The organism is Variovorax sp. GW821-FHT10D07, from assembly GCF_059415325.1.
The window spans coordinates 95,885-109,076 of sequence record NZ_JBWKMZ010000005.1 but is presented as its reverse complement, the minus strand read 5'-3'; the positions used below and the strand labels follow the sequence as shown (position 1 = coordinate 109,076).

Genomic DNA, 13,192 nt, shown 5'->3' with positions numbered 1-13,192 from the left:
AAAGCCACCGAGTTGCAAAAATGGCACTGATTGCTCAGAGAGATCGACTACTCTTCTAATGAATGTGAGCGAACCTTTATTGACTGACAGGAAAGCTGTCGTGAACACGTGCGATCGTACGCACGTCGCCCGGATGGAGGCGGCCGTCACTCGTTCCCGAACACCGGCTTTCGCTTCTCGATGAACGCCCGCACCGCTTCCCGGTGATCGCTCGTCATGTGCGCAATGGCCTGGTAGCCCGCCGACATCTCCAGCAGCGATTCGAGCGTGCTGCGCTCGCCCTCGCGCAGCAGCCGCTTGGTCATGCGCAGCACGCCGCCGGGGTTGGCGGCCACGCGCGCGGCGAGCTTCAGGCTCGCTTCCATCAATCGCTCGTGCGGCACCACGCGCGAGACCAGGCCGCAGGCCAGCGCTTCCTGCGCGTCGAGGGCATCGCCGGTGAAGGCCATCTCCGAGGCCTTCGACATGCCGACCACGCGCGGCAGCAGCCAGGCGCCGCCGTCGCCCGGCACGATGCCGACCTTGACGAAGCTCTCGGCGAAGGTGGCCTTCTCGGAGGCGACGCGCATGTCGCACATGCACGCGAGGTCGAGGCCGGCACCGACCGCGGGGCCGTTGACGGCGGCGATCACGGGCACGTCGAGGTTGTAGAGCGCCTTGGGCAGGCGCTGGATGCCGTTGCGGTACTCCTCGCGGATGACCTCGGGCGAGAGGCCCTCCTTTTCGTAGCGCTGCATGTCCTTGACGTTGCCGCCCGAGCTGAAGACGGGGTCGGCGCCGGTCAGCACGACGACGCGGATGCCGCGGTCGCGCGTGACCTGCGCGCAGGCCTGCACGATCTCCTCGACCGCGCTGTTGCCGGTGAGCGCATTGCGCGTCTGCGGCTGGCTCATGGTGAGCACGAGGATGGCGCCGTCGCGCTCGGATTTGAGGAAGCTGTCCATGGGGTGATGTCTCCGGATAAGGGCGGTCAGGCCGCGACGGGATCGGTGGCGGCGCGCAGCAGGTCGAGCGAGCACTCGAAGCGGCCGTCGACGAGCAAGGTGCCGATGAGATCGTGCCAGTGCGATTCGGCACCGACCGCCTGGCGCCAGGCATGCAGGCGGCGCGTGTAGACCTGCAGGTCGAACTCGGCCGTGAAGCCGATGGCGCCGTGGATGGAATGGCTCAGGGCCGCGACCTCGAGCGCGGCCTCGCTGGTGCGCGCCTTGGCGACGGCCACGCGCAGCGCATCGGGCGCGAACGCCTGCTCGCCGCCGGCGGTGCAGCCCATCTGCGCGGCCATGCGCGCGGCGAACACATGCTCGGCCATCACGCTGAGCTGGTGCTGGATCGCCTGGAACTTGCCGATGGCGCGGCCGAACTGCTGGCGCTCGTTGGCGTACTGCAGGGTGCATTCGAACACGGCCGACAGCGCGCCCGCGAGCTGGGCCGCAATCAGCCGTGCCTGGTGCAGGCGCAGGGCCTCGCCGCCCTCGAAGGAAGGCGCGGCCGCCAGCGCATCGGCCGGCCAGCGCAGGCCGGCATCGAGCGGCGCGACGGCCGGCGTGGCCTCGGCCCCATCGACGGGCAGCAGCAGGCAGCGCGACGGCGAACCCTCGACCTGCACCAGCACCCAGTCGGCGACGCGGCCGAAGACCACGCGCTCGCCATGCAGCGCGCCATCGGCTTGGAGCCGGCCCGTGGCCAGCGCGATGCTGCCGCCGGGGCGCCGCACGCCAGCCTGCGCGAGCAGGGCGCGCGCGGTCATGGTCTCGGCCAGCGGCACGGGCACGGCGAAGCGGCCGCAGAGTTCGAGCAGCGCGAAGGCGTCGGCCAGCGTGAGGCCCGCGCCGTCGTCCACCGATTCGGGCAGCAGCGCATTGGCGAAGCCCGAGCCCTCGATCGCTTCCCACAGCGCACCCGCCGGGCCGCCGGCCTCGATCTCGCGCACATGGCGCAGGGTGCAGCAGTCCTCGAGCAGCCCGCGCAGGGCGTCGGCGTAGATGTCTTCCATGCTTTGGTTCCTTATTGGCGCTGCGGGCTCAGCGCAGGCCGAGGCCGCGCGCGATCATTCCGCGCAGGATGTCGCGCGTGCCGCCACGCAGCGAGAACGAGGGCGCGACCTGGGTCACGTATTCAAGGGTGAGCAGCAGCTCGAGCGGCACGGGCGTGCCGTCGGCGCGGCCATAGAGGTCGTCGGCGATGGCGGCCGGGATCAATTGCTCGACGCCGGTGCCCAAGTCCTTGACCAGCGCGGCCTCGACCACCGGGCTGCCGCCCTCGGCCACCTTCCGGGTGACAGCGAGCGACATGGCGCGCAGCGGCGCGAGCTGGCCCATGATGCGGCCCGCCAGCCGCACCGCCGATGGCGTGCGGCCGGCCTCGGTGCGCACGAAGGCCAGCCACTCGTCGAACAGCACGATGCTCGAGAACAGGCGCTCGGGGCCGCTGCGCTCGAAGGCCAGCTCGGCCGTGACCTGCTCCCAGCCGTGGCCCTCCGCGCCGATGAGCGCATCGGCGGGCAGTTGCACGTTGTCGAAGAAGACCTCGCAGAAATGCGAGTCGCCCGAGAGGTCCTCGATCGGCCGCACGGTGACGCCGGGCAGCGAGAGGTCGACGATGAGCTGCGACAGCCCCTTGTGCCGGTCCTCGGGCTCGCCCGAGGTGCGCACCAGCGCGATCATGTACTGGCAGTGATGCGCATTGGTGGTCCAGATCTTCTGGCCGTTGAGCGTCCAGCCGTCGGCGCCCTTCACGGCGCGCGTGCGAACGCTCGCGAGGTCGGAGCCGGCGTTGGGCTCGCTCATGCCGATGCAGAAGAAGGATTCGCCGCGGCAGATGCGCGGCAGGTGGAAGCGCTTCTGCGCCTCGGTGCCGTACTTGAGGATCAGCGGGCCGCTCTGGCGGTCGGCGATCCAGTGCGAGCCGACGGGCGCGCCGAAGTTGAGGAACTCCTCCACCAGCACGTAGCGCGCGAAGGCGCTGCGGCCGCCACCGCCATACTCGGTCGGCAAGGTGATGCCGAGCCAGCCCCTGGCGCCGAGCGCGCGGCTGAAGGCGCCGTCGTGGCCCGACCAGGAACGCGCGCGCACGGGGGCCGGCACGTCCTTCAACGCATCGGCCAGGAAGGCCCGCACGGGCGCGCGCAGCGCCTCGTCCTCGGGCGGAATCGCCGTCATCGACAGCGAGCTCAGGGCTCCACTCATGCAATCACTCCTTGGTTCGTCAAGTCGCCGATCTGCTGCGCCGACAGGCCCATCAGATCGCCCAGCACTTCGCGCGTGTCCTGCCCGAGCGTGGGCGGCGCGCGCCGGTACTGCACGGGGGTCTGCGACAGCCGCAACGGACTGGCCACCAGCGGGATCTCGCCCGCCACCGGATGCGCCATGCGGATCTGCGTGCCGCGCGCCTTCACCTGCGGGTCCTCGAACACGTCGGCGATGGTGTTGATGGGACCGCAGGGTACGCCCACGCGCTCGAACAGCGCCACCCATTCGGCGGTGCCGCGCGTGGCCGTGATCTCGCGCATCAGCGCGATCAGCGCGATGCGGTTCGCGATGCGGTCGGCATTGGTGGCGAAGCGCGCATCGCTCGCCCATTCGGCCTGGCCCACGGCGCGGCAGAAGCTCGCGAACTGGCCGTCGTTGCCGATGGCCAGGATCATGTGGCCGTCGGCCGTGGGGAAGTCCTGGTAGGGCACGGTGTTGGGATGCGCGTTGCCCATGCGCTTCGGCTGGCCGCCGTAAAGGTGGTTCATGCCCTGGTTGGCGAGGCAGGCCACCTGCACGTCGAGCAGCGCGAGGTCGATGTGCTGACCCACGCCGCTGAGGTCGCGCGACTGCAGCGCGGCCAGGATGGCGGTGCTCGCATAGAGGCCGGTGAGGATGTCGGTCAGCGCCACGCCCACCTTGACCGGGCCGGCGCCCTCCTCGCCGTCGGCGCGGCCGGTGATGCTCATGAGGCCGCCCATGCCCTGCATCAGGAAGTCGTAGCCGGCGCGCTCGGCATAGGGGCCGGTCTGGCCGAAGCCGGTGATCGAGCAATACACCAGCCGCGGATTGAGCGCGAGCAGCGAGGCATGGTCGAGGCCGTACTGCGCGAGGCTGCCGACCTTGAAGTTCTCGATCAGCACGTCGCAGCGTTTGGCGAGATCGCGCACCAGCGCCTGGCCGGCGGCGGTGGTGAAGTCGATGGCCACCGACTTCTTGTTGCGGTTGGCGCACAGGTAGTACGCCGAGTCGCGCGTGTCGGCGCCCTCGCGGTCCTTGAGGAAGGGCGGGCCCCACAGGCGGGTGTCGTCGCCACGGCCGGGACGCTCGACCTTGATGACCTCGGCGCCCAGGTCGCCCAGCGTCTGGCTCGCCCAGGGGCCGGCCAGCACGCGCGAGAGATCGAGCACGCGGATGTGCGAGAGCGCGCCGGGCACGGGCGCATCGGCAACTGGCTTCTTCATCTCACTGCTGCTCGACACGGGCCGTCACCGCGATGCGCTTCCAGAGCTGGATCTCGGCGTTCTGGAAGTTGCGCATCTCCTCGGGGCCGCCCTGCATCACCTCGGCACCGATGCGCTCGTAGAACTCGCGCGTCTCGGGCATCTTCTCGATCTTCGTGAGCAGTGCTGCGAGCTTCTCGGTCTCGGCCTTCGGTGTCTTCGCCGACACCATGCCTGCCACCCAGGTGTAGGCCGTGAAGCCCGGCAGGCCGGCCTCGGCCGCCGTGGGCACCTCGGGCAGCGCGGGCACGCGCCGGTCGGAGGCCACGGCCAGCGCATGCACCTTGCCCGAGCGCGCGAGCTCCTGCACGCTGGTGATCTCGGCGAAGGCGAAGTTCACCGTGCCCGAGACCACCGCGATCACGGCCTCGGCCGCGCCCTTGAACGGCACGTGCGCGGTCTGTACCCTGGCCGCGTCGTTGAAGAGTTCCGACATCAGCTGGTAGCCGGCCGAACCCGCGCCGTAGTTGAGCACGCCGGGCTTGGCCTTGGCGCCCGCGATCAGCGCCGGCAGCGTCTTGTATTCGGAGTTGCCGGGCACCACGACCAGCGCGGGCGAACGCATCATCATCGTGAGCGGCGCGAGGTCGGCAACGGGGTCGTAGGGCAACTGCCTGAACAGCGCGACGTTGACCGCGAGCGTGGAGTTGCTGCCGACGAACACGGTGTAGCCGTCGGCCGGTGCAGCGAGCACGGCCTTCACGGCGATGAAGCCGTTGGCGCCGGGCTTGTTCTCGACCACCACGGGCTGGCCCGTGAGTTCGTTGAGCTTGCGCGCGAAGTAGCGCGCCGAGGTGTCGGTGCCGCTGCCCGGCGGGAAGGGCACGACGAACTTGATCGGCTTCGACGGAAAGTCCTGCGCGGCGGCCGGGGCGGCGCTGCCCAGCAGGCCCCAGCCGAGCAGCAGCGCGGGTGCGATGCCGAAGGCGCGGCGGCGCGCGGTGCGGGTCTTGCGTGGTGTGGTGCTCATGGTGCGTCTCCGGTCAATCGAGCGTCACGCCCGTGGCCTTGACCACGCCGGCCCAGCGCGCGAGCTCCTTGCGCACGTAGGCGCCGTACTCGGCGGGGGTCGAGCCCAGTGGCTCGGCGCCCTGCAGCGCGAGCCGTTCGCGCACGTCGCTCGCCTTCAGCGCCTTGACGATCTCGGCATTGAGCCGCTCGACCACCGGCGCGGGCGTGCCGGCGGGCACCATCACGCCCTGCCAGGCGCCGACCTCGAAGCCCGGCATGCCCGACTCGGCCAGCGTGGGCACATCGGGGAACAGCGACATGCGCTTGGCCGTGGTCACGGCGAGCATCTTCATGCGCTTGTCGCGCACGAAGGCCATCACCGAGTTGACGGTGTCGGTCATGAACTGGATCTGGCCGCCGACCAGGTCGACGTCGGCCGGCGCGCTGCCCTTGTAAGGCACGTGCGCGGCATCGATTCCGTTGGCCTGCACGAACTGGAAGGCACCCAGGTGCGTGACGTTGCCGTTGCCCGCCGAGCCGTACGAGAGCTTGCCGGGATGCGCCTTGGCGTAGGCCACGAATTCCTTGACGTTGCTGGCCGGCACCGAGGGATGGGTGACCAGCGCGAGCGGCACCACGGCCACCAGCGCGACGGGCGCGAAGTCCTTCTGCACGTCGTACGACACGCTCTTGTAGAGCGCGGGGCTCAGCGTGATCGAGGAGGTGTTGTAGAGCAGCGTGTAGCCGTCGGCCGGCGCCTTCGCCACCAGCTGCGCGCCGATGTTGCCGTTGGCGCCGCCGCGGTTGTCGACCAGCACGTTCTGGCCCAGCTGCTCCGAGAGCTTCTGCGCGAGCACGCGCGCCACCAGGTCGGTGGGGCCGCCCGGCGGGAAGGGCACGACCATGGTGATCGGCTTGCTCGGGTAGCTGCCGCCCTGCGCGAAGGCGGGAGCCGCCGACGCGACGAGGATGGCGGCCGCGGTGGCGAGCAGCAGCGATCGCCGCTGGGGCGGGCGCGCGGCGCCAGGGGTTCTGGAATGCATGGGCTTGTCTCCGATTTGTCGTTGGAACTGGGAACGGGTGGTGCGGCGGGATCGCGCTCTGCGAGCGCTCGCCCCGCCAGGGCTCAGGACGGGTCGCGGCCCGCGAGCAGCCGGCGCGCGTCGTAGTGCATGACGCACTGGCCGTGCTGGTTGAAGACGGTGATGCGCGAATCGACGATGGCGCGGCCGCCCTTCGAGGTCGGACGGATGCCGGTGACCTCGACCACCGCCTCGATGCGGTCGCCCACGCGCACCGGCGCATGGATCTTCTGCACCAGCTCGAGCATCGCGAGGCCGGTGCCCTGGATCATGGTCTGCAGGATGAAGCCCTCGATCAGCGTGTAAGTCAGCGCGGCCGGCACCGGGCGGCCGGCGATCGCGCCGGCCTCGTAGTCGGCGTCGATGAAGATCGCCTCGACCATGCCGGTCACGCCGATGAAGGCGACGAGGTCGGCCTCGGTGATGGTGCGGCGGAAGGTGCGCAGACGCTGGCCCAGCGCCAGGTCCTGCCAGACGAAGCCCTGGCCGAGGCGCGGCAGCGCGGCGTCCTCGGCGGTGAGGCGGGGCAAGGTGTCGGTCTTGTCGTTCATGCGGTTCTCGCTGCGTTGTTCAGGCGGAAGGGACGATCGCGGCGCCGTCGGCGATCAGCGCATCGACATGCGCGCCCGGCACGCCGGCCGCCACGAGGCTCTCGCGCGTGTGCTCGCCCAGGCGCGGCGGCATGCGCACGGGTGCGCGCTCGCCGTCGAAGCGCACCGGCACGCCCGGAAAGCGCAGCCGGCCCATGCGCGGGTCGTCGAGTTCGGCGAAGAAGCCGGTGGCCGCCAGGTGCGGGTCGCGCGGCAGGTCCTCGAGGCGGCTGACCGGCGCGGCCGGGATCTCGAGCCGCTCGCAGGTGGCGAGCCAGTGCGCGGTGCTGCCGCGCGCGACGAAGCCGCCGGCCAGCGCGAGCAGTTCGCCGATGTGCTGCGTGCGCGCGGCGATATCGGCGAAGCGCGGATCGTCGGCCAGCGCGGGCTCGCCCACCTCGGCGAAGAAGCGGCGCCAGTGCAGCGAGGTGTACGGCATCATGCAGATGTGGCCGTCGGCGGTGCGCCACGGGCGGCGCCAGGGCGTGAGCACGCGCGGATAGCCGGCCTCGGCCAGCGGCGGTTCGAAGTGGTTGCCGTAGAGGTGCTCCACGAGGTTGAAGGACACCATGGTCTCGAACATCGGGATCTCGACGAAGCCGCCCTGCCCCGTGCGCTCGCGCCGGAACAGCGCGGCCAGGATGGCCTGGGCCGCGACCAGCGCGCAGGTCTTGTCGGCCGCGATGGTGGGCAGGTAGCGCGCCTCGCCCGACTGCATCTGCATCAGCGAGGCCAGGCCCGACATGCCCTGGATCACGTCGTCGTAGGCCGGCCGGCCCGCGTAGGGGCCGTGCTGCGAGAAGCCGTGCAGGCCCGCGTAGACCAGGCGCGGGAAGCGCTCGATGAGCGTCTGTGGATCGATGCCGAGGCCACCGAGCTTCTGCGGCCGCATGCTGTGCATGAACACGTCGGCCTGCGCCACCAGCGCCATCAGCGCCTCGCGCGCGGCACTCTGCTTGAGGTCGAGCGCCACGCTCTTCTTGCTGCGGTTGCTGCCCAGGAACACGGCCGCCATGCCGGGCTCGGCCGCGGGGCCGGTGTGGCGCGTGGAATCGCCTTCGGGCGGCTCGACCTTGATCACCTCGGCGCCGTAGTCGGCCAGCGTCTGGCTGGCCAAGGGTCCGAACACCACGCTCGAGAGGTCGAGCACCTTCACGCCCTGCAGGGGAAGCATCGTCTGTTTGTCTCCTGCGCCGATTCTGCGAAGGGGACTGGATGCCGTCCAATATCAATTACCTGCTCTGTGATACCGTTTACAGATCATGGACACCCGCCAGCTGCGCCACTTCGTGGCCCTTGCCGAGACCCTCAACTTCCACCGCGCGGCCGAGCGGCTGCACATGGCGCAGCCGCCGCTGTCGGCCTCGATACGCCGGCTCGAGGAGCAGGTGGGCGTGCCGCTGTTCGTGCGCAACCGGCGCGGCACCGAGCTCACGCCCGCGGGCGCGGCGGCGCTCGAGGAGGCGCGGCGCGCGGTCTTCCATGCCGAGCAGTTCGCGCGCGCGGCGCAGGCCGCGTCGCGCGGCGAGGCCGGCATCCTGCGCGTGGGCTTCGTGGGCTCGGCCACCTATGCGCTGATGCCGCGCGTGCTGCCGCGCTTTCGCGCGCGCTATCCGGGCGTGCAGCTGCAGCTCGGCGAATCGACCACCGCGCGCATCGTCGAGATGGTCGAGGCCGGCGATGTCGACGTGGGCCTGGTGCGCTTCCCGATCGGGCGCGCCTGCCATGCGCGCATCTTCCCGGCCGAGCGCGACGTGTTCGTGGCCGCGATCGCGGCCGACCATCCGCTCGCGCGGCGGCGTCGCCTGGCGCTGGCCGACCTGGCCGACGAGCCCTTCGTGATGTACGGCGCGATGGAGGTACCGGGCCTGCATGCGGCGGCGTTGCTGGCCTGCCAGCAGGCGGGCTTCATCCCCAATGTGCAGCAGGAAGCGGTGCAGGTGCAGACGCTGATCAGCCTGGTCGAGAGCGGCCTGGGCGTGGCGCTGGTGCCCTCGGTCGCCACGCGCCACGTGGCGCGCAACGTCGTGTTCAAGCCGCTCTCGGGCGCGGGCGCGCAGGTCGTGATCGGCATCGCGCTCGCGCTGCCGCCGGGCGCGCAGACCTCGGCGGCGCAGCGCTTCCTCGAGAGCGTGCTCGAGCAGCCCGGCGCCTAGAAGCGCCGTGCCGTTGCACTCAGGACTTCTGCTTGAAGTCCAGCGCGCTCGTCAGGTCGCCCATTGCCGGCAGGCCGTTCTTCACCAGCGCCTTGTCGCGCTCGACCAGCCCCGGCAGCACCGGCAGCGACCAGCGGTGCGTGATGAAGCGCAGGGTCGAGGCGGTGTCGTACTGCGTCTTGTCGACGAAGCCCTTCTTCGCGAAGTCCGACACGATGAGCGCGGGGATGCGGGTGCCCGGGCCCCAGCGGTCGGCCTTGGGCACGCGCGCATGGTCGTAGAAGCCGCCGTTCTCGTCGTAGGTCACGACCACCAGCATGTGCTTCCACTGCGGGCTGGCCTTGAGCTTGGCGATCACGTCGGCGATGTGGGCGTCGCCGTCGGCCACGCTCGCATAGCCGGCGTGCTGGTTCAGGTTGCCCTGCGGCTTGTAGAAGCTCACGGCCGGCAGCGTGCCGTTGGCGGCGTCCTTCAGGAAGTCGGCGTCGAAGTCCTTGAGGTGGGCGGCGCGAGCATCGGGATGCTGCACCGGGTCGAAGGCGGCGTAGTAGTTGAAGGGCTGGTGGTGGAACTGGAAGTTCGGCGTCTGCGCGGCCGGCGGCACGGCTGCCGGGAACTTGCGGTCGCCCTCGGCGATGGCGGTGGTGCTGTTCCATGCGCCGCCGTACCAGGCCCAGCTCAGGCCCTTGGCGGTGAGCAGGTCGCCGATGGTGGCCTGGGTCTGCGGCGGGAGGGTGTTGGACTTGGTGGTGTCGGCGTAGTGATGGGTCGCGTCGTTCGCCGCCGGTGCGTTGTTGCTCGGCTGGTACGGCGGCTGCATGGTGTTGACCGCGTAGAAGTTGCCGGCGGCATCCTTCGGCGTCAGCGTGTTGTCGTTCTTGTAGGTGGGCGCACCGACGAGCACCGAACTCGGCGCGTTGTCGGCCGGGGTGAGGCGCACGAAATTGCCGTTGGCATCGGTATCGATGGCCGAGATGGTGGCCTTGGCCGGCGAGCTGTCGGCGTCGGCATTCGGATACAGCGGAGCGCAGGCGCACACCAGGTATTGGTGGTTCAGGAACGAGCCGCCGAACGCGCCCATGAAGAAGTTGTCGGCCAGCGTGTACTGTTTCGCCACCTGCCAGAGCTGCATCTTGCTGCCGTCGTAGTAACCCATGCTGAGGCCACCGGCGTCCGAATAGGCGCTGAACTTGTCGTTCTTGCCGCCATTGATCTGCATCTGGTTGTTGTAGAAGCGATGCACCAGGTCGCGCGTGATGATGCTCTGCGACACCACCGTGCCGGTGTTGTAGAAGCCCTTCGGGTCGTCGATCTGGAACATGCGGTTCGGCATGCCCACGGTCTTCCCCTGCTCGATCACCGTGGTCTGCCCGCTCGCTGTCACGCCAGTCCACACCGGCGGCAGGTTCGGCAGCGTCGCGCCATCGAAGTCCTTCTGCGGCTCGGCCGTGCTGGTCGACGACGTCGGGTTCACGCCCGGAATGCCGTTGGCGCCCGGGTACAGGCCATAGAGGTTGTCGAAGCCGCGGTTCTCGGCATAGATCACGACCACGTTGGTGATGTCGTCGAGCGCGAAGCGGTTGCGCAGTGCCGCGACGATGTCGCCGCCGCTGCCGGCCTCGGCCACGGCTTCGGCGATGCGTTCGATCGACTGGTCGATCTCGGTCTGCAGCGCGGTCTTGACCTTGGCATCTCCGACCTTGTTGTGGTCGGTCAGCAGCTGGCTTTCGCTCACGCCCAGGCGGGTAGCGAGCGCGGTGCGTGCGGCGGCGAGGTTGCCGCCGTTGGCATCCATCAGCGCGGCGAGCTCGGTGCTGATCGCATTGACCACGCCGTTCGCGCCGGCCGGTGCGCGGAACACCAGCGCCCGGGTCACGGCGCTCTCGACGCCGGTGTCGGGATCGAAGCGCTTGCTGCCGGTGCCGATCTCGGCCACCACGGCGCCCTGGCCCGCGAGCGTGAAGGCACCGTTGGCATCGGTGGCGGTGCTGGCTTCGCCGGCATCGCAACGGCCGTTGTTGTTGGCGTCGATGCAGACCTTGGCATTGCGGTAGTAGCTGCCCGTGACCACGCCCGCGGTGGTGGCGCCACCGAGGAAGGGGAAGAAGCCGCCGCCGTCCGAACCGCCGCCGCAGGCGACGACCAGCGCCGCCGCCGCGATGGCCGTGGGCCAGGGTTTGAAGTGGCTGACGAAGGTGCGCGCCGAGGCGAGCGCACCGCTGCTGCGAGTGGAGGCGGTCATCATGTGTGCTGTTATGAGGTGTGGATGAACCAGGGCGGAAGCCCGGCCGGGCGATGCTCCCGGGGGCAGATGACAGCGACGTTGCAGCGAAAGCTTTCAATTGCCTTCCTAATTCAGGGCTAAGAAATCTCCGGCCGGCATGTCATGGTTCTGACATGCGTCACTTCTAGCCTCGCCTGCGGCCCTGCCCTGCACGCGCCTCCTGCCCCGTTCCACGTGTTCCCGATGTCTCGTCTTCCTCGCCGTGCGGCCCTGCTGGCCGCGGCCGCCCTGCTCGTCGCGCTGCTCGGCGGCTGCGAGCGCGCGCCCACCACGAGCGCACCGACACCAGCACCAACGCCCGCCGAAGTCGCGCCGGTGCCCACGGTCTCCACCGAGCCCGCGCACCCGGCCTACCTCGACGCGCCCTATGCCGTGCTGCCGGGCCGCAAGCAGCCCACGCCGGCGCAGCTCGGCGAACTGGGCCGACGCATCTTCTTCGACGGCAGCCTCTCGGCTTCGGGCAAGGCCTCGTGCGCGAGCTGCCACGACCCGAAGCACGCCTGGGGACCGCCGAATGCCCTGTCGGTGCAACTGGCCGGCCCCGATGGCCGCACCGAGGGCCCGCGCGCGGTGCCTTCGCTGCGCTACCTGCAGACGCTGACCGCCTTCACCGAACACCACCACGACAACGACGGCGACGACAGCGTCGATGCCGGTCCCACCGGCGGGCGCATGTGGGACGGCCGCGCGGGCTCGGCCCACGAGCAGGCGGCACTGCCGCTGCTGTCGCCGGCCGAGATGGCCAACGCCTCGGTCGAGGACGTGGTGCGCAAGCTCGAACGCACGGCCTATGCGGGTGACATGCGCGCCGCCTTCGGCGACGAGGTGTTCGCGGATCCGAAGATGGCGTTTCGCGCAGCCGGACTAGCGCTCGAAGCGTTCCAGCAGTCGCCGACGGACTTCTACCCGTTCAGCAGCAAGTACGACGCCGCGCTGCGCGGCAAGGCGGCGCTCAGCCCCGCCGAGATGCGCGGCCTCGCCCTCTTCAACGCCGAGGACAAGGGCAACTGCGCTTCCTGCCACATCAGCGAGCGCACGCCCGACGGCGCCTTCCCGCTGTTCAGCGACTTCGGCCAGATCGCGCTGGGCGTGCCGCGCAACCGCAAGCTCGCGGCCAATGCCGACCCCGACTATCACGACATGGGCGTGTGCGGCCCGATCCGTACCGACATGAAGGACCATCCCGAGTACTGCGGCCTGTTCCGCACGCCCTCGTTGCGCAACGTGGCGGTGCGCCAGAGCTTCTTCCACAACGGCGTGTTCCATTCGCTCGAGGAAGTGATCCGCTTCTATGCGCAGCGCGACACGGCGCCGCAGCGCTGGTATGGGCGCGGCAAGGACGGCAAGGTGCACCCGTACGACGACCTGCCCGCGCAGTACCACGCCAACGTCAACACCGACCCGCCCTTCGGCCAGAAGCCCGGCGGCAAGCCGGCGCTCAGCGAGGCCGAGATCCGCGATGTGGCGGCCTTCCTGCGCACGCTGACCGATGCCGACCAGCACGACGCGCCCGATCCCGGCACGGTGCGCACGGCCGCGCGCAGGCCCTGAACGTCGGCATCCGCCTACACGCGCTGCCGCTTCGCCCGACAGCGGGCCGTCATGCGGCAGCGCATCATTCTCGGGTCGGATCGCCCGCCGCATGCGCGCCGACA

11 protein-coding genes are annotated in these 13,192 nt (G+C 70.1%); 2 read left to right on the top strand and 9 right to left on the bottom strand.

What is annotated here, in order from left to right; all coding sequences use genetic code 11:
- Positions 1-146 precede the first annotated feature (146 nt).
- The 8 genes from AC07PU_RS17415 to AC07PU_RS17380 all read right to left on the bottom strand — a co-directional run bounded on the left by AC07PU_RS17415 (position 147) and on the right by AC07PU_RS17380 (position 8,271).
- Positions 147-944, bottom strand: a complete 798-nt coding sequence (locus AC07PU_RS17415) for a crotonase/enoyl-CoA hydratase family protein (protein WP_495319081.1) — start codon at positions 942-944, stop codon at positions 147-149.
- A 26-nt stretch (positions 945-970) separates the two neighbouring features.
- A complete protein-coding gene (locus AC07PU_RS17410; RefSeq protein WP_495319079.1) occupies positions 971-1,996 on the bottom strand; it encodes an acyl-CoA dehydrogenase family protein in 1,026 nt (341 codons plus the stop codon).
- A 28-nt stretch (positions 1,997-2,024) separates the two neighbouring features.
- A complete protein-coding gene (locus AC07PU_RS17405; protein WP_495319077.1) occupies positions 2,025-3,188 on the bottom strand; it encodes an acyl-CoA dehydrogenase family protein in 1,164 nt (387 codons plus the stop codon).
- Positions 3,185-4,435: a CaiB/BaiF CoA transferase family protein gene (locus AC07PU_RS17400; protein WP_495319075.1), complete on the bottom strand. Its 1,251-nt coding sequence runs from the start codon at positions 4,433-4,435 to the stop codon at positions 3,185-3,187. Before AC07PU_RS17400 ends, AC07PU_RS17405 begins: the two co-directional genes overlap by 4 nt.
- A gap of 1 nt (position 4,436) precedes the next feature.
- Positions 4,437-5,444: a Bug family tripartite tricarboxylate transporter substrate binding protein gene (locus AC07PU_RS17395; RefSeq protein ID WP_495319073.1), complete on the bottom strand. Its 1,008-nt coding sequence runs from the start codon at positions 5,442-5,444 to the stop codon at positions 4,437-4,439.
- Between the two features lie 13 nt (positions 5,445-5,457).
- The gene (locus AC07PU_RS17390) at positions 5,458-6,468 is read right to left on the bottom strand and encodes a Bug family tripartite tricarboxylate transporter substrate binding protein (protein ID WP_495319071.1); all 1,011 of its coding nucleotides are present in this window, start codon (positions 6,466-6,468) and stop codon (positions 5,458-5,460) included.
- A gap of 83 nt (positions 6,469-6,551) precedes the next feature.
- Positions 6,552-7,058 (bottom strand): MaoC family dehydratase, encoded by a 507-nt coding sequence (locus tag AC07PU_RS17385; protein ID WP_093339602.1) that lies wholly within the window; start codon positions 7,056-7,058, stop codon positions 6,552-6,554.
- Positions 7,059-7,077: 19 nt separating this feature from the next.
- Complete coding sequence (locus tag AC07PU_RS17380) at positions 7,078-8,271, bottom strand: CaiB/BaiF CoA transferase family protein (protein WP_495319069.1); 1,194 nt, start codon at positions 8,269-8,271, stop codon at positions 7,078-7,080.
- An 88-nt stretch (positions 8,272-8,359) separates the two neighbouring features.
- Here AC07PU_RS17380 and AC07PU_RS17375 point away from each other — a divergent pair, with 88 nt between their 5' ends.
- Positions 8,360-9,253 carry a LysR family transcriptional regulator gene (locus AC07PU_RS17375; RefSeq protein WP_495319067.1) on the top strand — a complete coding sequence of 298 codons (894 nt, stop codon included), beginning with the start codon at positions 8,360-8,362 and terminating at the stop codon, positions 9,251-9,253.
- 19 nt (positions 9,254-9,272) lie between these two features.
- Here AC07PU_RS17375 and acpA read toward each other — a convergent pair whose 3' ends face one another.
- Positions 9,273-11,495 (bottom strand): acid phosphatase, encoded by a 2,223-nt coding sequence (gene acpA, locus AC07PU_RS17370; RefSeq protein ID WP_495319065.1) that lies wholly within the window; start codon positions 11,493-11,495, stop codon positions 9,273-9,275.
- 225 nt (positions 11,496-11,720) lie between these two features.
- Here acpA and AC07PU_RS17365 point away from each other — a divergent pair, with 225 nt between their 5' ends.
- Entirely contained in the window at positions 11,721-13,088 is a 1,368-nt protein-coding gene (locus tag AC07PU_RS17365; protein WP_495319063.1) for a cytochrome-c peroxidase, read from the top strand.
- Positions 13,089-13,192: the final 104 nt, after the last annotated feature.